Annotated in this window: 16 protein-coding genes; 6 read left to right on the top strand and 10 right to left on the bottom strand. The window is 50.6% G+C overall.

The window, feature by feature from the left end:
• Positions 1-79 precede the first annotated feature (79 nt).
• Both EHW56_RS13345 and add read left to right on the top strand, forming a co-directional pair.
• On the top strand, positions 80-2,632 hold the full coding sequence (locus EHW56_RS13345) for an EAL domain-containing protein (protein WP_152797008.1): 2,553 nt from the start codon (positions 80-82) through the stop codon (positions 2,630-2,632).
• An 85-nt stretch (positions 2,633-2,717) separates the two neighbouring features.
• The gene (gene add / locus EHW56_RS13340) at positions 2,718-3,719 is read left to right on the top strand and encodes an adenosine deaminase (RefSeq protein ID WP_077579490.1); all 1,002 of its coding nucleotides are present in this window, start codon (positions 2,718-2,720) and stop codon (positions 3,717-3,719) included.
• A gap of 66 nt (positions 3,720-3,785) precedes the next feature.
• Here add and hemN read toward each other — a convergent pair whose 3' ends face one another.
• From hemN to EHW56_RS13315, 5 genes are all read right to left on the bottom strand, one after another.
• Positions 3,786-5,159 carry an oxygen-independent coproporphyrinogen III oxidase gene (gene hemN / locus EHW56_RS13335; RefSeq protein WP_046074450.1) on the bottom strand — a complete coding sequence of 458 codons (1,374 nt, stop codon included), beginning with the start codon at positions 5,157-5,159 and terminating at the stop codon, positions 3,786-3,788.
• Positions 5,160-5,359: 200 nt separating this feature from the next.
• The gene (locus tag EHW56_RS13330) at positions 5,360-5,854 is read right to left on the bottom strand and encodes a DUF2489 domain-containing protein (protein ID WP_046074451.1); all 495 of its coding nucleotides are present in this window, start codon (positions 5,852-5,854) and stop codon (positions 5,360-5,362) included.
• Between the two features lie 22 nt (positions 5,855-5,876).
• Positions 5,877-6,353, bottom strand: coding sequence for a Der GTPase-activating protein YihI (gene yihI, locus EHW56_RS13325; RefSeq protein WP_152799979.1), 477 nt, complete (start codon positions 6,351-6,353; stop codon positions 5,877-5,879).
• A complete protein-coding gene (locus EHW56_RS13320) occupies positions 6,350-6,991 on the bottom strand; it encodes a class I SAM-dependent methyltransferase (protein ID WP_077607199.1) in 642 nt (213 codons plus the stop codon). The genes yihI and EHW56_RS13320 overlap by 4 nt, the downstream gene beginning before the upstream one ends.
• A gap of 668 nt (positions 6,992-7,659) precedes the next feature.
• Complete coding sequence (locus tag EHW56_RS13315) at positions 7,660-8,277, bottom strand: cytochrome c (protein ID WP_046074454.1); 618 nt, start codon at positions 8,275-8,277, stop codon at positions 7,660-7,662.
• Between the two features lie 149 nt (positions 8,278-8,426).
• Between EHW56_RS13315 and yihA the strand changes: the two genes are divergently transcribed.
• Entirely contained in the window at positions 8,427-9,068 is a 642-nt protein-coding gene (yihA, locus tag EHW56_RS13310) for a ribosome biogenesis GTP-binding protein YihA/YsxC (RefSeq protein WP_370517164.1), read from the top strand.
• A gap of 558 nt (positions 9,069-9,626) precedes the next feature.
• Here yihA and polA read toward each other — a convergent pair.
• Positions 9,627-12,377 (bottom strand): DNA polymerase I, encoded by a 2,751-nt coding sequence (gene polA / locus EHW56_RS13305; RefSeq protein WP_077639136.1) that lies wholly within the window; start codon positions 12,375-12,377, stop codon positions 9,627-9,629.
• Positions 12,378-12,830: 453 nt separating this feature from the next.
• Between polA and elbB the strand changes: the two genes are divergently transcribed.
• Positions 12,831-13,481: an isoprenoid biosynthesis glyoxalase ElbB gene (elbB, locus tag EHW56_RS13300; protein WP_152797012.1), complete on the top strand. Its 651-nt coding sequence runs from the start codon at positions 12,831-12,833 to the stop codon at positions 13,479-13,481.
• A gap of 559 nt (positions 13,482-14,040) precedes the next feature.
• Here the strand turns inward: elbB and EHW56_RS13295 are convergent.
• The 4 genes from EHW56_RS13295 to recQ all read right to left on the bottom strand — a co-directional run bounded on the left by EHW56_RS13295 (position 14,041) and on the right by recQ (position 17,421).
• Positions 14,041-14,475: a GNAT family N-acetyltransferase gene (locus tag EHW56_RS13295; protein ID WP_077666762.1), complete on the bottom strand. Its 435-nt coding sequence runs from the start codon at positions 14,473-14,475 to the stop codon at positions 14,041-14,043.
• Between the two features lie 61 nt (positions 14,476-14,536).
• Entirely contained in the window at positions 14,537-15,205 is a 669-nt protein-coding gene (locus tag EHW56_RS13290) for a 7-cyano-7-deazaguanine/7-aminomethyl-7-deazaguanine transporter (RefSeq protein WP_046074459.1), read from the bottom strand.
• A 112-nt stretch (positions 15,206-15,317) separates the two neighbouring features.
• Positions 15,318-15,620: a DUF3630 family protein gene (locus EHW56_RS13285; protein WP_152797015.1), complete on the bottom strand. Its 303-nt coding sequence runs from the start codon at positions 15,618-15,620 to the stop codon at positions 15,318-15,320.
• Positions 15,607-17,421: an ATP-dependent DNA helicase RecQ gene (gene recQ, locus EHW56_RS13280; protein WP_227486558.1), complete on the bottom strand. Its 1,815-nt coding sequence runs from the start codon at positions 17,419-17,421 to the stop codon at positions 15,607-15,609. Before recQ ends, EHW56_RS13285 begins: the two co-directional genes overlap by 14 nt.
• A gap of 237 nt (positions 17,422-17,658) precedes the next feature.
• On the opposite strand from recQ, the gene rarD reads away from it, so the two are divergent.
• Entirely contained in the window at positions 17,659-18,591 is a 933-nt protein-coding gene (rarD, locus tag EHW56_RS13275) for an EamA family transporter RarD (RefSeq protein WP_172970052.1), read from the top strand.
• Entirely contained in the window at positions 18,588-19,232 is a 645-nt protein-coding gene (locus tag EHW56_RS13270; protein ID WP_152799977.1) for a LysE family translocator, read from the top strand. Before rarD ends, EHW56_RS13270 begins: the two co-directional genes overlap by 4 nt.
• The last annotated feature ends 73 nt before the right edge of the window (positions 19,233-19,305 follow it).

The following is a 19,305-nucleotide window of genomic DNA, read 5'->3' as shown; positions in this document are numbered from 1 at the left end:
TGCTAAATTTAAGTAAAGAGATTGAGGTAAAATCTAACAATCATGTTGTTTTTTTTATAAGAGTAAAGTTGCTGTCCTGATGAGAAACTTACGCCCATTGTCGATACGCGCTGCCGTGATGCTCCCCGTGTTTCTCGTCCTAACACTCACGCTGGTCGTGATCATTATTACCATCAACAACCACTATCGCGCCAGCTCGCAATTTGTCGGCAAGTTATTGCTCGAAGACTACTCCGTCGGTATTGAGCGAGACTTGCGCCAGTATCTTGCTCACCCCTTTAATGCCAACATCTTTGTCGCCGACAGCCTAGCCGCCCGGCTTGGCGATGCGCCAATGACTGACGCAGGGCTGCGTGATTATCTTCTCAATAGCTACACCTCCCTCTACCAAGCCATGCCTTACATGCAGGTATTAAGCATTGGCGTCGATGCCGAGGGCGAATATTTCGGCTACCGTAAAAGCCAAGCAGGTCAGTATATTTTGATGGAGCAAAGTGACGCGACCCAGGGTACGCTGCGTATTTTTGATGGCCGCACGCCAAACGCTAACGTCATTTATCAAGACAACTACTACGATCCACGCATCCGACCATGGTACATTCCTGCTTTCAATCGCGAGCAGCCGCGCTGGACCGACATTTACCGTGATGCCGATGAGGTCGGCGAAGTCTCCTTATCGGCCATCGCCCCGGTGATGGTCGATGATAATGTGTGGGGCGTGGTCGCCAGCGACATCAAGCTCAATGCGTTTAATCGCTTCTTAAGTGAGCGTCAACAAAAACTTGGGGGGGCATTATTTATTGTCGACGATGAGGGTCGGATGATCGCCCACAGTGGCCAAGAGAGCCCCAGCAATATCTTGCATTTTCCCGATATTAGCCATAACCCAGTCCTCGACAATACGATTAGCCAGGTCGCAAATGCGTGGCCGCCCGACCCCAGCCGTTTAGGCAAGCCCTTTAATTTCGATATTGCCGATAAGGGCCATTTTTATGGCACCATTAAAAAAGTGGCAATGCCCGCTCCCTTTCAGCATCAATGGTATGTGGTGGTCGCACTGCCCGACCAGCTACTGTTAAAAAACCTTCTTAGCCAGCAAGAAATCAGTATTTATCTGGTGGTAACCATGGCACTGGTCGGGCTTGCGGTGGTGTATTTCATTATACGCCAACTGACTCGCCCATTGAGAGACACCGCTGAAGCGGCAGCCAAACTGGCATCCGGCAACTTGACTTACCGCATCAATACACCCGCAAGCCTGCGGGAAATCGCGATACTCAAAGAAGCGTTTAATAATATGTCGGTCAAATTGCAGCATTCTTTCAATGCGCTGCGTCAACAAGTCCGCCAAGATAACCTCACGCAACTCTATACGCGAGAAGGCTTGATTGAACAGGCCGCTGGCTTACGCTATCACGCTCCCAATACCTTGGTGATTTTGGGGATCAATGGCTTTCGTAATATTAATGACAGCCTGGGACAAGAAGGCGGGGACACGCTTTTATGCGCGATTGCCGATCGACTCAGCGCCCTCTCCGATGGCTCTGGGATGCTACTGGCACGCGTACGTGGCGATGAGTTCGCCGTTCTCGCGCCCAATACCACTAACCGAACGCAATCAGAGGCATTGGTCGATCAGTTATTGAGTTTATTTAAGCGCCCCGTCACCATTGGCAACGATGATGTCCTGGTCGACGCATGTGCGGGCGTAGTCTTTGGCTACACCTTTGGCGATGCCATCTATGAAGGCCTTGATCACGCTGGTCTCGCATTGAGTGAAGCCAAACGCAGTGAAACAGCGATGTACGTGTACTTTGAAGCCAATATGCAGGCACGGATTCAAGAGCAATCACGGCTTCTCCTCGAGCTTCATCACGCCGTTCAGCATCACCAGTTTGAGGTCTATTACCAACCCTTTGTCCGCTTGCTTGATGGCCGGTTCTGCGGCGCAGAAGCCTTGGTGCGCTGGCGCCACCCTACACGCGGTATGGTCTCCCCGGCTGAATTCATTCCCGTGGCGGAACAAAGTGGCTTGATTAATCAAATCGGCATGCAGGTACTTGAGCAAGCCGCCTATGACACCGTGGCGCAGATTCAAAAAGGCTTATGGCCAGCCAATTATCAGCTACACGTGAACTTATCCGCTCGTCAGCTACTGTCGGCTGACTTTATCGACAAACTGCAAAGCGTGCTGGATCGTACTCAACTGCCAGCGGATAATTTAACCTTGGAGATCACTGAGTCACAGCTGATGAGCCACGAACACTTGGCAACTTCAGGGTTAACCAAAATCCGTGCGCTGGGAATTAAAATTGCTATCGATGACTTTGGCACCGGCTATTCATCGCTGGCATACCTTCACCAAATGGCGTTTGATAGCCTTAAGATTGATCGCAGCTTCGTTCACTCGATGACTGAAAACAGCACCAACCAACGCATCATTGAAGCCGTGGTTGCCATGACACGTGGCATGGATGTACACCTAGTGGCCGAGGGGATAGAGACCCAGGAAGAAGCCGAGCGGCTGCGCGACATCGGTTGCCATTTTGCACAAGGTTTCTTGTTTGCCAAACCGCTGCCCCTCACCGAGCAACCAACAGAACGGGTAACGGACAAGCTCCCCACGCGATAGCTGTCACGCCATCGACACACTGACTACTGACGATGAGCAGGTCACTCGCTATACTGAGCCCCAACTCACCTGCTGGGAACCGATGATGATAAGAAAAGACTTACCCGTGACGGATTTACACCGCCACCTAGACGGCAATATTCGTATCGAAACCATTTTGGCATTAGGGCAAAAATTTGCGATGCCGCTGCCCGCCACTGATATCGAGTCATTGCGCCCACATGTGCAAGTGGTTGAGACCGAACCCGATTTGGTCGCGTTCCTGTCTAAGCTCGATTGGGGCGTGGCAGTATTAGGTGATTTAGATGCCGTTCGTCGCGTCGCCTACGAAAACGTAGAAGATGCCTTAAACGCTCAAATTGATTATGCCGAGTTGCGCTTTTCGCCCTACTACATGGCGCTGAAGCATCAGCTCCCCCTCGAAGGGGTGGTAGAAGCCGTGGTAGATGGTGTGCAGGCGGGTAGCCGCGACTTTGGCGTGAAAACCAACTTGATTGGTATCATGAGCCGTACTTTCGGCACGCAAGCATGTATGGCCGAGCTCGATGCGCTACTGACGCAAAAATCACACTTAGTCGCCATCGATCTGGCCGGTGATGAGCTGGGCCAACCAGGTGACCAATTCACCGAGCACTTTGCCAAAGTACGGGCCAGCGATCTGCAAGTCACCGTACACGCGGGCGAAGCCGCTGGCGCCGCCAGTATGTGGCAGGCAATCAATGAGCTCGGCGCCACCCGAATCGGTCACGGGGTCAAGGCAATAGAGGACCCAGCGCTGATGGATTATTTGGCTAAACACCAGATAGGTATCGAAACTTGCCTGACGTCAAACATCCAAACCAGCACCATTGCCGATCTCGCACAACATCCTGTGCGTCAATTCCTCGACCATGGCATTTTGGCGTCCTTGAATACCGACGACCCAGCGGTAGAAGGCATTGAGCTGCCCTATGAGTATGAAGTGGCTGCCCCTGCCGCAGGCTTAACCCCTGCGCAAATCACCACATTGCAAGAAAATGGTCTTTCGATTGCTTTCTTGTCTGATAGCGAGAAAGCCGCACTGACAGCCCACGCGGCAACACGATAGGTCGCCGTAGAGCCTCTCCACACGAGCCTCGCGCCGTAAAAAAACCGCCATTTGGCGGTTTTTTAGCTAAATCACCCGCGAAAACTGTTGCTGACGCGCTCTATCTCGCAAATAAACATCAAAGCTCATACAGATATTGCGGATCAGCATACGGCCTGTTTTGGTCACCGTAATCGTTTGATCGGTCACTTGCACCAACTCGTCATCAATAAAGCACTGCAGTAACGCCAGATCTTCAGCAAAATACTGATCAAAATCTATCTGGTAACGTGTCGCAATGTCCGCTTTTTCTAAGGTGAAGTTACACATCAGCGCTTTTATGACATCACGACGAATGCGATCGTCCGGCTCAAGCATCACGCCTTTAAACAGTGCATGGCGTTCAGCATCCACTTGCTGATAATACGCTTTCATCTCTTTTTGGTTCTGCGCGTAACAATCACCAATCATCGAAATCGCCGATACGCCGAGTCCGAGCAGATCACAGTCACCTTGCGTGGTATAGCCTTGGAAGTTGCGATGTAAACGCCCTTCTCTCTGCGCCACCGCTAGCTCATCATCAGGCAGAGCAAAGTGATCCATCCCGATAAACTGATAGCCTGCCCCCGTTAACGTATTGATGGTGTCTTGCAACATGGTGAGCTTGGCGTCCGGAGACGGTAAATCCTCTTCTTTGATTTTGCGTTGCGCCGCGAACAAATTAGGCAAGTGCGCGTAATTAAACACTGAGAGTCGACCCGGACGCATCGTCAAAACTTGCGCTAAGGTTTTGGCAAACCCCTCTGGAGATTGGCTGGGCAAGCCATAAATCAAATCGAGGTTGGTGGAGCGGAAGCCCAGTTCACGGGCACGTTCAACCAAGGCGTGAATAAAGTCTTCATCTTGCTCGCGATTGACCAGCTGCTGCACTTTTTTATCAAAGTCTTGCACCCCGATACTGATGCGATTGAAACCTTCGCTCCGCAGGTGATCGAGCATATCGAGTGGAATTTCGCGCGGGTCGACTTCAATGCTGATTTCCGCATCGCGCTCAAAACCAAACTCTTGACGCAACAATCCCATTAAGCGGGAGATTTGCGCCTTGGTGAGAAAGGTGGGCGTGCCACCGCCCCAATGCAGCTGAGTCACTCGACGTGAACCCAGCAAGAAAGCACGCTGACGGATTTCGTGCTCAAGCGCATCTAGATACTCATCCGCCTTGTGTTGGTGCCGTGTCACCACTTTATTGCAGCCACAGTAATAACAAAGTTTGTGGCAAAACGGGATATGCACATACAACGACAACGGGCGCTCAGGGTACTGACTACACGCCATATCAAATTCCGCGGGCGCAAACGCCTCATGAAATTCGAGTGCCGTCGGATACGACGTATAACGGGGCCCTGAATAGTTGTACTTATTGATAAGGGCTTGATCCCAAATGATTTGTGGTGATGACATGGCTTACATTCCGCAAAAGCGCTTAGGAAAGGAGTAACAGCGTCTAGTGTGCCACAGCCTTGAGTAAGGTGTTTAGCACTACCCGCACTGGTGTTGCGAAAGTGTCGGTGAGATCGATTTTCGCCCAATAATTATAAGGGTATTGAGGCAAAATGACAGAGGAAAGCAGCCACGATAGGCTGCATTCCAGGCAGTCACACTTAGTGCGTGAGGATATGATCAGGGATGTGACGCGCGCCGGTGAAGGCGAGGATTTCCGCAAGCTCAACTTTTATCGCCTCTTCCAAACGCGCTTCATGTTTGGCTCGGTCTAAGTCGAGTCGCATGCGCTCATTCTTTTTCAATCCCTTCCTTGCCTCACCGCGAGGGGTATCTTTTACCGCCTCATACAGTTCAAACAAGGCCGGGTAGCGGCTATCAAACGCAACCCGTTTATCGCCTTGTAGATGATCCATGATCATGTAAAGGCGGATCGCAGCCTCCGATAAATCGCATTGATTCTGTAGTGCGGCAAACGCAATCACATCAACACTCTCAATGATTTTGTCATTGCGTTGGTTGATCGCTGCCTCTTTCATCTCGGCTTGCCACTTGGTTTGTCGCTTTAACTTCGCCAGCAATACGCCTGCGTAAACCGATAGCGCTAAAATAATGAGCGCCCCAAGTCCTGCCAATATCCAGATCCACTCCTGCACCGGCTACTCCTTGTTAATCGTCCTATTGCTCAAATTTAGCCAGCAGGTCGTCGTCATCATCCAACTCGTTATCGTCGGCAAGCAGGCCCAGTTTATCCATCAGCACCTCAATCCGATCCAGCTTCTCATCCACATAAGCTTGTAAACCCGCCCCTAATTTCTCGCCATTTTCGATTCTATCCAACAACACGTTCAATTGTGGATCTTGCTCAAGCTTGGCAAGCTCTTGCTCTGGTGTGAGCTTGGGTTGCTTAGGTTTTTCTGCATCCGTACCCAATGGGATCGGCTTTTTACTGCCAATGCGCGGGTCCTTTTTTCCACCGCTGCGACGCACTTGCTTGTTGTCTTCTTCTGAATGACGCGAGCCGGCTTTTTTGCCTTTACGCTTTTTTTGCTTTTTCAGCATTCGCGCAATGCGGTCTTGCTCGTTCTGATTCTTATCTACGTATTGCGCCGGGCCTTCCGATCCTACGCGGCGCGTTTTCTTTTTACGCGTCATGACTCTGGTTTCCTCATTAAAATTACGTCGTTGCCGATAAACGTCAGTTCCAACCCCGCTTGGTGAGCTAAAAACTGGAATGTATATCGGCTAAAAAAGCTGACATGCGTCAGATCATTCTTATAGTGCCAGCGTGAAAAAGCGTCTGGATCTTTAACCAGCTTGGTCATGATGCCCAAGTAACCCCCCGGCTTGAGCATCGACAACCACTGCTGCCATTGCACCTTTGGCCAATAGAAATGCTCGATGGCCTCCGTACAGGTAATAAAGTCATAATGTGCATCCAGTACGTCGGTTTGTGGCGCATAGAAGGGATCATAGCAGGCGACATCATGCCCTGCGTCTCGCAACATACTGGCCAAGACAGGCCCAGGACCACAACCAAAATCTAATCCCTTTGCTGGCACCGATAAGCGGTCGAGTAAAGGGTTGATCACGCGCGATAAAAAACGCTGATAACCGTCATCCTCAGGGTGATTTTGGTGTAAGTCATAGATAGCTTTCTCATTTTCAGGCGCGAGCAATGCCTGGCGCTCAACAAACACCAACGCGCACGCCGCGCATTGAAGGTACGCTCTGCGTTTGTCGGTATGATAAAGATGGGTTGTTGTGTGCTCACATAAAGGGCAGTGCTGCATATCATTCATCTATGCCAAAAGCTGGCGCGAATGTAGCAGAAAGTGGGTCAATAAAAAAGCGACAGGCATAAAGCCTGTCGCGTATCGCGCTTGCGATAATAAGCGGATAGTGTCCGTCCTGGTACCTTGTTCATCCCTGACTCATGGCGCTTGGCGCCTTAGTATCAACGTCCTGTTATCGTGGGTCGCATACCTGCGTGTCAGTCGCTTCCTGCGTCCTTGTCGTTCGACACCCACCACACATCCTGTGTCACGTCGTCCTTGTGCGCCTACCTTGGCAACATCCACATCCTGTGGTCAGACCGTCCTGGTGCTCATGTGCCTTGCTTGGCTCAATCACTTGTCCTTAAGACCAACGTCCTGTTGATAGTGGTAGCATATCGCAATGAGCGCGACTGCCTAGAATGCCAGCCATAAAATATTGAGTCAGGAAACAAGACACAGAGATAACTGACTGATTTTAAATAAACCTAAAATATGTCTTTCAAAAAATGACGTGTTTTTCTTGCAAGAGAATAGCCAATCTCTTACGCAGAAGGTCGCCGTTGTCGCTATCAGTGATGTGCTGACAAAATGCGTGCCAAGCGTCATAGACTGTCGCATAAATGGAAGAGATAAAAAAACGGTGGCGTACATTACGCCACCGTTTTCGTTGGACAGCTCGGTTATTAGTGGAGCCCGCCTAAGTAGTTAGACAGTGCATCAATTTCCTTGTCCGTCAGTTTCGCCGCAACCGAGCGCATCATTTTGTTCATATCATTATGACGCTCTCCGGCACGGAACATTTTCAACTGACTGGCTAGATACTTCGCAGGCTGGCCAGAAATTTTCGGGAAACCAGAAGAAGGGGTGCCATTCCCGCGAGGACCATGACAGGCTGTACAGGCTGCAATACCGCGCTCCGGATCGCCCGCCATGTAGAGCTGACGGCCTACTTCGATGGCCGTTTCGGGCGTGGTGCCAGGCTTGGGTGTTAAGGTTGCATAGTAAGCCGCTAAGTCTGCCATGTCCTGCTCAGAGAGCGGTGCCACCATACCAGCCATCACAGCGTTATAACGCCCCTGCTCACCGCCGCTTTGCGCGCCGAGCTTAAATTCTTTCAGTTGTTTCTCTAGATAGTTGGCGTGCTGACCCGCCAAGTTTGGGTAATCAGGCAAAACACTGTTACCGTCAGCACCGTGACAGGCGACACAGGTATTGGATTTTGCTTTGCCCGCTTCAGCATCTCCTTGGGCCCAGACTGAAGTGCTGGCGAGGAGAGTCAATATTAGCGCTAATTTCTTCATGACATTCCGTTTATAATTATCAAGCTTCCAGTACCACTACTTAGTTACCGTCATGGTACAATTACCGATCAAAAACCGAGCACGGTTATTTTACACAAATTCACACAAAAGTAATCAGTCTACTACACCAAGACGAGACGGAGTTAACAGTGGAGCAATCACTTAGTTACCGTAACACCCAGTTTGTTACCAGCGCACCCGACATTCGCCATCTTCCTGATAATACGGGGATAGAGATTGCGTTTGCTGGCCGTTCCAACGCCGGTAAGTCTAGCTCCCTTAACCGTCTTTGTGACCAAAAGAGCCTAGCAAAGACCAGTAAGACACCCGGGCGCACACAATTAATTAACCTCTTTAAAGTGGACGAAGGGTGTCACATTGTCGACCTACCTGGTTATGGTTATGCCCAAGTCCCGTTGGAAATGAAAGAGAAGTGGCAGCGTTCACTGGGGGAATATTTACAAAAACGTGATCAACTTGGCGGATTAGTGGTCTTGATGGATATTCGTCATCCGATGAAAGACTTGGATCAGCAACTGATTTACTGGGCGGTTGAATCTCACTTACCGGTGTTAGTGCTACTGACCAAAGCCGACAAATTGAAATCAGGGGCACGTAAGCAGCAACTGATGAAAATCCGCGAAGCGTCACTGGCCTTTTGCGGGGATGTTGAGGTCGAGTTGTACTCATCGCTCAAAGGGATGGGCGTCGACAAATTGCGCCGTAAACTAGACGCTTGGTATCAACAAACACCCCCGGTGATCGCAGACGACCCACAGCCAACCGATTAACCCTCTTGGACGGGTAGGGCCCACCTGTCGCTTACGCAGATAAAAAAAAGCCGACCCTCAATACGAGAGTCGGCGAATCTTTGTGCGTAAGCGAGCTCAATCAGCCCCCATAGACACATAAAGAACAAGAAGCTGTGCGCATTATAACCAAGCCTCCAGCCATAATTAAAGTAATTACTCTAATTTTTTTGAAAAGAATGGGATGATGCGAATCAGCAAAACACAAAAAAGGCAGTGGCAGGGTCGACTCATCGCGTTGACGATTAGCCAATAAAAAAAGCCCCAGTCAGTATCCTGACTGGGGCTGCTGAATCAGCCAAATCCAATAACGTGAAACAAAAGGTCTGAAAGATAGAACATCTTACCTCTGTACCCTACGTTGTTAACTGTATATCAATCACTCAGTATTGAAAAGTATCTTACGTAATTTTTTTTCATAAAAATAAGGCGGTTTAGAGTAAAAACGCCAAAGATCAGGTGGATAGTGACCAAAAAAAAGCCGATAAAAATATCGGCTTTCGGTATAAAACGACAGAAAGGTCAATAAAAACCCTGAACTTAGTGGGCTTCTCCCCAGTTATCTCCGAAACCGGCTTCGGCAATCAAAGGGACATCCAAGTCAGCCGCTGATGCCATCAATTTCCGTACTTGGCTTTCAACTTTGGACATTGATGACGTTTTGACTTCCAACACCAGTTCATCGTGAACTTGCATCACTAGGCGAGCATCATCCGCCGCATTGGCTTGAATCCATTGATCAACCAGTATCATCGCACGCTTGATAATATCGGCGGCGGTTCCTTGCATCGGCGCATTGATTGCCGCGCGCTCTGCCCCTTTACGACGCATGCCATTACGCGATTTAATTTCTGGCAAATAGAGGCGACGACCAAAAATGGTTTCCACATAGCCTTTTTCCGCTGCTTGTTCACGGGTGCGGTCCATGTAGGCCTTCACGCCTGGATAACGCTCAAAGTAAGTATCCATATAGCTTTGTGCTTCATGGCGACCAATCCCTAATTGACGAGATAAGCCAAAGGCACTCATGCCATAAATCAGGCCAAAGTTGATTGCTTTGGCGCGGCGACGCTGTTCACTGGTGACTTCATCGAGGCTTACCCCCATCACTTCCGCTGCGGTGGCGGCGTGAATATCTTTGCCCTCACGGAAGGCTTCTAGCAAGGCTTTATCACCGGATAAGTGCGCCATAATCCGCAATTCGATTTGCGAGTAATCGACCGCCAAAATGGTGTGATCCGGTTCCGCGGTGAAGGCTTCTCGAATACGGCGACCCTGTTCGTTACGAATAGGGATATTTTGTAAGTTCGGATCGGTGGACGATAAGCGCCCTGTTGCAGTAACGGCTTGATGATACGAGGTATGCACGCGGCCGGTTTGCGCATTGATCATGCGCGGCAACTTGTCCGTATACGTCGATTTGAGTTTTGCCAACCCACGGTATTCCAGAATCCGCGCTGGCAGCGGGTAATCGAGAGAGAGCTCTTGCAGCACTTCTTCATTGGTTGAGGGGCTGCCTGATGGGGTTTTCTTTACCACCGGCAGGCCCATTTTCTCAAACAAAATCGCTTGTAGTTGCTTGGGCGAGCTTAAGTTGAACTCCTCACCAGCAATCTCAAACGCTTCACGCTCAAGCTCAATCAAGCGAGTATGTAGCGCCTCTGATTGGGTCGCCAGCTTGTCTTTGTCGATTAGCACACCATGACGTTCCATACGCGACAACACGCTGACTAACGGCATCTCATAGCACTCAAAAATGGTTTTCAGTTTCTCGTCACTGGTGACTTTACCAATCAGGTATTGGTGCAAACGCAACGTAATATCGGCATCTTCCGCCGCATAAGGTGCCGCTTGCTCAAGAGGAATTTGATTAAAGGTCAGTTGTTTCTTGCCTTTCCCCGCTATCTCTTCAAAGCTGATGCAGGTGTGCTGCAAGTAGCGCTCAGCGAGGCTGTCCATGTCATGGCGTCCCGCCACACTGTTATAGACGTACGACTCGAGCATGGTGTCATAGGCAATCCCTTTTAAGGTGATCCCGTGACGCGCAAACACACTGGCATCATATTTCAGATTCTGGCCAACTTTCGCCGCTGAAGGGTCTTCCAACCAAGGGCGTAACACCTCCAGCACTTCATCCAGCGATAACTGCGCGGGCGCTTCCAGATAATCATGAGCCACGGGTACATAGGCCGCTTCACCTGGCGCGACGGCAAATGAAATCCCAACCAGATTGGCTTCCATATAGTTGAGACTATCGGTTTCGGTATCGACCGCCACCACCTCAGCATCACGAATTTTCTTCAGCCAAGTGTCTAGTGCGTCCCGCGTTAATAGCGTTTGGTAGCCACTACGGTCAATCGTGGCCGCTTGCGAGATAGGTTCATCAGACACCACTTCTTCCGGCGCATCACCTTCATCCAGCTCTTTGAGCCAGCGGCGGAATTGCAAATCACGATACATGGTCACCAAGGTGTCATTATCAGGCGCTTGCTTGACCAGCTGTTCAGGGGTGAAATCGAGCGCTACATCCAATTTAATCGTAGCGAGTTGATATGACAGGTAAGCGGCTTCTCGATGCTCAGTCAATTTCTTCGCCATGCTTTTGGCACCGCGGAAGCTGAGCTCAGCAATCTTATCAAGGTTGGCGTAAATATCGTCCAAGCCACCTAGATTGGCAATCAACGCGGTCGCGGTTTTATCGCCCACACCCGGTACGCCAGGAATATTATCGACTTTGTCGCCCATCAGAGCCAGATAATCAATAATATGCTCAGGGCCGAAACCATACTTCTCACGCACCGCCTCAGGATCCATCACCACATTAGTCATGGTGTTGATTAAGGTGACATGCTCATCCACCAACTGCGCCATGTCTTTATCACCCGTACTGATAAGCACCGGCATCCCCGCTTTCGAGGCTTGAGTAGCGAGCGTGCCGATAACATCGTCGGCTTCCACGCCCTCTACCGCCAGTAAAGGCAAGCCCATCGCGTTGATAATCTTGTGCAAAGGTTCAATTTGCCCGCGTAGATCCTCTGGCATCGGTGGACGGTTGGCTTTGTACTGCTCGTACATGTCGTCACGGAACGTCTTCCCTTTGGCATCAAAAATCACCGCCACATGCGAATGCGGGTACTGTCGCAACAGGCTGCGCAGCATATTCACCACCCCAAACACCGCGCCAGTGGGTTCGCCTTGGCTATTAGTGAGATTGGGAGACGCATGGTATGCCCGGTAAAGATACGAAGAGCCATCCACAAGGATTAACGGATTGTCGGGAAGAGTTGCCATATCAGAATCTTGATCGCCAGTTAAACACGTTAGCCGTTAAGCATGCCACGAGTCTCGACCCCTGTTAACCATGGTTTTTCCCACAAGGTCGCCAATCTGTGGATAACTTTGTTGGTAATTATTTTATAGGATTTTGATTTTGTCTAAACAAGCATGAAAAATGGATTTTTTATTAAATAAAAACATCAACTTAAATAAAAAACCAGGATCTAGATCTTGATCGAAAAAGGATCCTGTGGTGTGGAAAAAGAAATCGCTATCGGTGTCAAAGGTTGCAGAGAAAGTCATCACAAACTGCGGAGATAATCACCAATTTATCTTGCGATCTTGACTACTATTTCGCATAAGCCCTTGGCCAATGCGACACTGTCAAACGCCATTAAGCGTAGACGATGCTTTATGCATTGCCCACTCTGATTGCAATATTGTAAATGCCGATACAAGGAGAGCGTCATGAAAAAGGTTGCTGTGATCTTATCTGGCTGCGGCGTGTTTGACGGTGCCGAGATCCAAGAAACTGTGTTATCCCTACTTGCCCTTGAGCAAAACGATGCCCAATGGCAGTGCTTTGCGCCAGATATCGATCAGCACCATGTCATTAACCATCGTACTGGCGAGGCGATGAGCGAAACGCGTAATGTGCTCACTGAAGCCAGCCGCATTGTACGTGGAGATATTCTTCCGCTGACCGATCTGAACGCCGATGACTTCGACGCCTTACTGGTTCCCGGGGGCTTTGGGGCAGCGAAAAACTTGTCGGATTTTGCCTACAATGGCGATCCGGTTCAGGTGCACCAAGATATGTTTGCGGTGTGTCAGGCCTTTGCCCGTTCCGAGAAGCCTGCTGGCTATATGTGTATTGCCCCTATTATGATCCCGCAGATCTACCCGAAAGGCGTCAAAGGCACCATTGGTAATAAGCCCGATATCGCCGCCGCCTTTAATCGTATGGGCGGTGAACATATAGAGTGTCCGGTATCGGATTATGTGTTAGACCAACGTCACCATCTGCTTTCCACCCCCGCCTATATGCTCGCGACATCCGTCACTGGTGCGGCCGTTGGCATCAATCGTATGGTAAAAAAATTGGTTGAGCTCGCCTAAGCCACGCTCATCCACAAAGAGACAAAGAAGAGAAAAGAAAAAAGCGACGCCGAGATGGGCGTCGCTATAACAAGTGAGCGCAAAATCAAAGCTGTCTTAGTAACAGTTTGCTGGCCCCAATACACTGGAAGCAATGTGAGCAATGTCGTGCCTTCAGCGCTGAGCATGTGGGCTTGGCCCTGAAGACAAGTTAACAATAACCATTCTCATTACCGTTTTCAACACTTAATTGAGAATATTTTTCATTTGTTGATCTTGTGCGCAGACTCTCTCATTGTCATCAAACTGTCATTGCACCCACAGCCATCACACCAACAACCCGGGTTCGAAAAGCCCTTGCCCAGAAAAGAAAAAAGCGACACCCCGAGAGGTGTCGCCTAGCAAAAATAGGCTAACTTAATCACTGTCTGATAAGCGCCCCGCTAATACACTGGAAGCAATGTGAGCAATGTCGTGCCTTCAGGGTTAAGCATGTGGGCTTGCCCTGAGTGCAAGTTAATAATAACCATTCTCATTATCGTTCATCAAGAAGAAAATGCGATTATTTTGCATTCACTGCTCAATTATTGATCTGCTTCTCAAAATAAAGGCGATAGTCAGCAGGCTGACCCTTTTCCTCCAACGCCACAATCTGATAACCATGACAAACCAGCATACAAACCATCGCGGTAAAGCGGTTGCGTGATTTAACCGCAAGCGTTTGATAACCCGACTCATCAACCCACGCTTCTTGAGCCTTGAGTAGCGCTTTCGCCACCCCTTTGCCACGGGCCGCTTTGGTCACTCCGCCGAGCCAGCTATAAAACTGGGTCTCACTGGTGGCATAGCCTATTTTCGCCCCCACAGGCTCACCGTGTAGATATCCCACCAATACCAATGCCGTGCGTCCGGCTAATCGCGCGTGGCATTGCTCCAAGGATACACCCGCATCCAACTCGGGCACGCTGTTAAGCACCGTTACCGCCTCCTCTAAGTGCCCAGCACGAATTTCCATCTCACCTCCCCGCATTGATGTAAAAAAAGAGCCGCGATGCGACTCTTTATTCTGCTACTAATTAGGACGTTTGCTGTACCGTCGCCGATGGCGTCACCTGTGTGATTCTTCGAATAATCAAGTTGAGTAACACTCCATACATAGGAATAAACAGCCCCAAGCTAATAATCAGCTTAAAGGCATAGTCTACCAAGGCAATTTCAACCCAATGCTCGGCCATAAAAGCATCCTGGCTTTGGTAAAACGCAATCGCAAAGAACGCGAGCGTGTCTGACGCATTACCAAACAAGGTAGAACAACTCGGCGCGACCCACCATTGGCGTTGCTGGCGTAACCGGTTAAACACATGAATATCTAAGATCTGGCCGAGCAGATAAGCCATAAAGCTGGCAATCGCAATTCGCGCAACGGTGAGATTAAACGTACCCAGCTGTTCCATGCCTTGATAGCTGCCTTGGTAAAACAAGACGGATAATACGTAAGAAATCAGCAGCGAAGGTACCATGACCAGCAAGATAATACGGCGTGCCAATGCTGGACCATAGATCCTGACCGTTAAATCCGTCGCCAAGAAAATAAACGGAAAGGTAAACGCTCCCCACGTGGTATGAAACCCCCATACCGTAAAGGGTATCTGCACCAAGTAGTTGCTGGAGGCAATGATCAGTAAATGAAAAATCACGAGGTAGCCCAGCGCTTTACGCTGCTGAGCAAGAGAAAAGTGGCTCATAGTGCACCTTTTTGTTATTGGGGGCGAGGGAACCCAAAAAACTTAGCTACCTGTCTGCAGGTAGCGCGAGGTGGCGAATTATACAGCAATCAATCGACGGTGCCAGTGCAATTTAGAGAGGCGGATGACGCGTCCACCAGCGATGTAAAAACGCAATCACCTCATCGCCGTCGCTGTCCAACGGCTCCAACCACACGCTCTGGGTATAATGCGCCGCTTTGAGCATTAGCCGAGTGCCTTCAAAATCAATCAGCCAGGTCATCATGTCCGCGTCTTGTTGCCGCTCAAGCACAGAGGCTGCGAGGGTGTCTAACAATGGCTGACAGACTTCTTTAGCATTATCCGCATCAAGCTGCGGCTGATAAAACGCCAAGGCGCCGTCGGACGCCATCAGTTGCCAGTTACTCGGCGCCATAACCAAATTCACTTACACTAAGATGATCATCAATTAAGTCCAAAAACGCATCGCCGAATTTTTCTAGCTTGCGCTGCCCCACGCCACTCACCGCCAGGAGCTCTGCTTGAGATGACGGCAGCATCTCGGCCATTTCCATCAAACTGGCATCGTTAAATACCACGTAAGGCGGAATATCTTCTTCGTCAGCAATGGCTTTCCGTAACTTACGCAGCTTGGCAAACAGTTTTTTATCGTAATGGCGCTGGCTCAGCTTGTTGGCTTTGGTGCGAGGGCTGAGGCCAATACGCGGCACCGCCAGCTCGAGGGCAATCTCGCTGCGCAGCAATGGTCGCGCTTGTTCGGTCAACTGCAGCACCGAACTACGGGCAATGTTTTGCACCAGATAACCGCGGTGGATCAATTGGCGAATAATACTCACCCAGTATTCATGGCTCCACTCTCGCCCGATGCCATAGGTAGAGAGCTTGTCGTGACCATGATCTTTAATGCGCTGATTTTGCATCCCGCGCAACACTTCCACCACATATCCAACCCCGAAGCTTTGGTTAACACGGTACACGCACGACAGCGCTTTTTGTGCTTGTTCGGTGCCATCAAAATGGGTGGGTGGGTCGAGACAAATATCACAGTTGCCACAAGGGGTTTGGCGATTCTCGCCAAAGTAGTTTAGGAGCACTAAACGGCGACAGGTTTGCGCTTCAGCAAACGCGCCCATCGCGGTCAGTTTATGACTTTCGACCTGCTTTTGGGGCCCATCCGGCTTTTCTTCCAAGCAGCGATGGAGCCATCCCATGTCGGAGGGGTCATACAACAACACCGCTTCAGCCGGTAATCCATCTCGCCCTGCTCGGCCGGTTTCTTGGTAGTAAGATTCAATATTGCGCGGCACATCATAGTGCACCACAAAGCGGACATTGGGCTTATTGATCCCCATCCCAAATGCCACGGTCGCCACCACAATGTTGACATCGTCACGTTGAAACGCCTCTTGCACAGAGCCGCGCGCCTCAGTGCTCATTCCCGCATGGTAGGCAGCGGCGAGCATATTGTTATCACACAGTTTTTGAGTGACCTGCTCAACCCGCTTGCGACTATTACAATAAACAATCCCAGACTGACCACGCAGGCCAGTCAGAAACTGCACCAATTGCGCCAAGGGCTTGTGCTTTTCCAGCAAGGTGTAGCGAATGTTAGGGCGGTCAAAGCTACCCAGATGCACCAAGGGATCGTGCAGAGCAAGGCGGGATAAAATATCCTCGCGCGTGGTGGCATCGGCGGTGGCTGTCAGCGCCATCACAGGCACATCAGGAAAGTGCTGTTTGAGCTGGCCTAAAGAGGCATATTCGCGGCGAAAGTCATGGCCCCATTGGGAAATACAGTGCGCTTCGTCGACCGCAATCAACGCCAGTTGCCACTCGGTTAAGCGATGGATAAAGTCGCGCCCTAACGCGCGCTCAGGCGACACATAGAGTAGCTTCACCTCCCCCTGATTTAACGTGCGCAAGGTGTCCGCTTGCGCCTCAGGCGTCATCGCTGAGTTTAAACACGCCGCGGCAACACCATTGGCATTAAGCTGGTCAACCTGATCTTTCATCAATGAAATCAAAGGTGAAATCACCACGGTCAAGCCAGTGCGCACCAACGCAGGGATCTGATAGCACAGTGATTTCCCGCCCCCGGTCGGCATAATCACCAAGGCGTCACGCCCCGCAATCGCCGCATCAATCACCGCTTGCTGACCCTCGCGGAACTGGTGATAACCAAACACCGCTTTGAGTACCTGATGGGCAGGACTCATGGCAGGATCAGCGGTAGCGACGTCAGTCGCGGTTGACGCATCGGCATGGGCGGGGGTGGCGGACATAATCAAGCTCATTACTCAAACTGGCGCTCATTCTACCGACACCCCGTAAGCGATGAAACCCTGAGCACAGAGAAAGGTGCTTGCGCCCGCCCTTACAACTTGTTACATCTAGGCAACATGCACACGTTGGTGTTCATCCCTGACCGACACTTATAACGAGACTGCGCTGTGATTCCTGATCCAAAACGTACACGTCAAGGCGTGTTATTGGCCCTTGCGGCCTATATTATGTGGGGTATCGCCCCCATGTACTTTAAAACGGTCAACCATATTCCGGCGCCGGAAATTTTAGCGCACCGGGTATTGTGGTCGTTTGTTTTTTTGGCATTACTGCTTTTTTTCACCCGTCGTTTTTATCAGCTCAAGCCGATTGTCCGCGCGCCGAAAAAGCTGTTGATGTTGATGCTCACCTCTTGCTTTATTGGCTGTAATTGGCTGATTTTTATCTGGGCGATTGTCAATAACCGCATGCTAGATGCCAGCCTTGGCTACTACATTAATCCACTGGTGAACGTAGCGCTGGGGATGATCTTTCTTGGTGAGCGTTTCCGCCGTCTACAGTGGCTTGCGGCTGCGCTGGCGTTGGTAGGGGTATTGGTACAACTGATCACCTTTGGTTCACTGCCTTGGATTGCGTTGGTGCTGGCCACCAGTTTTGCGATTTACGGCTTACTGCGCAAAAAAATCAATCTCCCTGCGGTGCCGGGTTTGTTTGTGGAGACCTGCACACTCTTGCCCGTTGCGCTGATTTATCTGTGGCAGTTTGCCGATACACCCAGCGCCAACCTGCTCGATAATCCCATCAACCTGAATATGCTACTGGCCGCTGCCGGTTTGATCACGACGGTGCCTTTACTGTGCTTTACCGGCGCCGCCACCCGCTTACCCTTGACGGTATTGGGCTTTTTCCAATATATCGGCCCCAGCTTAATGTTTTTACTTGCCGTCGGCTTGTATGACGAACCCTTTACCCCAGATAAAGCCACCACCTTTGCCTTTATTTGGGCCGCCTTGGCGATATTTAGCTTTGATGCCTATCGAGCTAAGCGCCAGCAAGAAGCCAAGATAGAGACCACTCCTTTGTCAGCAGGAAAATCAGGATGAATGAGTTCGCTATTCTCGCCACGCTGGCGGGGGTGCATATGGTTGCGCTGCTCAGCCCCGGGCCCGACTTTGCCTTGGTGCTCCAAAATGCGACCCGTTATGGCCGTGCCACTGGCTTAGCGATCGCACTAGGGTTATCGCTCAGTATTTTGGCGCACACAATACTGAGCATTACCGGCATCAGCCTGTTGGTGCATCAGCACCCACAACTGTTTATGTGGGTGCAGGTGGCCGGGGGCAGTGTGCTGATGTATTTAGGCCTTAGCGCCATTAAAGGCTTGCTCGCCGCCACCACAGCACCGGCGCAAACCGCCAATGATGCGCCTGCGGTACGCGGCCAAAAACAGGCCTTTTGGAAAGGGGTGCTGACCAACCTTTTTAACCCTAAAGCCTTGGTGTTTTTTATTTCGTTGATGAGTACCTTGGTGCCGGCGAGCATGTCTGCCAGCGGCAAAGCCATGGCTGTGGCGGTGGTGTTTCTGCTCTCATTAGGCTGGTTTTCTTCGCTTGCCTGGCTGCTATCAGGCAGTCGCGTACAGCAAGTGCTCACCAAAGTCGCCCCGGTTATCGATGGCCTGTGTGCGTTGTTGTTTTTGCTGCTAGGTGGCGCGGTCGTTTGGCAAGCCGGCGTGTTCGACTAACGCCGCAGCTGAAAAACGCAGGTGGTAGGATAAATACCAATACGCCCAGCCGAGGCTGGGCGTATTGCGTTTT

Origin of the sequence: Salinivibrio sp. VGrn1, assembly GCF_009377995.1 — a bacterium.
In the GTDB taxonomy this organism is placed as follows: Bacteria; Pseudomonadota; Gammaproteobacteria; order Enterobacterales; family Vibrionaceae; genus Salinivibrio; species Salinivibrio siamensis.
The sequence above is the reverse complement of the archived record's forward strand: the minus strand, read 5'-3'. Positions and strand labels throughout refer to the sequence as shown.

Excerpts from the sequence above, each read along its gene's own strand:
- EHW56_RS13285 (WP_152797015.1), bottom strand. The coding sequence starts at position 15,620 with ATGGCGCCGAGTAACTGGCAACTGATGGCGTCCGACGGCGCCTTGGCG.
- EHW56_RS13320 (WP_077607199.1), bottom strand. The coding sequence starts at position 6,991 with ATGCAGCACTGCCCTTTATGTGAGCACACAACAACCCATCTTTATCAT.
- add (WP_077579490.1), top strand. The coding sequence starts at position 2,718 with ATGATAAGAAAAGACTTACCCGTGACGGATTTACACCGCCACCTAGAC.
- polA (WP_077639136.1), bottom strand. The coding sequence starts at position 12,377 with ATGGCAACTCTTCCCGACAATCCGTTAATCCTTGTGGATGGCTCTTCG.
- recQ (WP_227486558.1), bottom strand. The coding sequence starts at position 17,421 with ATGAGTCCTGCCCATCAGGTACTCAAAGCGGTGTTTGGTTATCACCAG.
- EHW56_RS13315 (WP_046074454.1), bottom strand. The coding sequence starts at position 8,277 with ATGAAGAAATTAGCGCTAATATTGACTCTCCTCGCCAGCACTTCAGTC.
- elbB (WP_152797012.1), top strand. The coding sequence starts at position 12,831 with ATGAAAAAGGTTGCTGTGATCTTATCTGGCTGCGGCGTGTTTGACGGT.
- yihI (WP_152799979.1), bottom strand. The coding sequence starts at position 6,353 with ATGACGCGTAAAAAGAAAACGCGCCGCGTAGGATCGGAAGGCCCGGCG.
- EHW56_RS13345 (WP_152797008.1), top strand. The coding sequence starts at position 80 with ATGAGAAACTTACGCCCATTGTCGATACGCGCTGCCGTGATGCTCCCC.
- EHW56_RS13290 (WP_046074459.1), bottom strand. The coding sequence starts at position 15,205 with ATGAGCCACTTTTCTCTTGCTCAGCAGCGTAAAGCGCTGGGCTACCTC.
- hemN (WP_046074450.1), bottom strand. The coding sequence starts at position 5,159 with ATGTCATCACCACAAATCATTTGGGATCAAGCCCTTATCAATAAGTAC.
- EHW56_RS13295 (WP_077666762.1), bottom strand. The coding sequence starts at position 14,475 with ATGGAAATTCGTGCTGGGCACTTAGAGGAGGCGGTAACGGTGCTTAAC.
- EHW56_RS13270 (WP_152799977.1), top strand. The coding sequence starts at position 18,588 with ATGAATGAGTTCGCTATTCTCGCCACGCTGGCGGGGGTGCATATGGTT.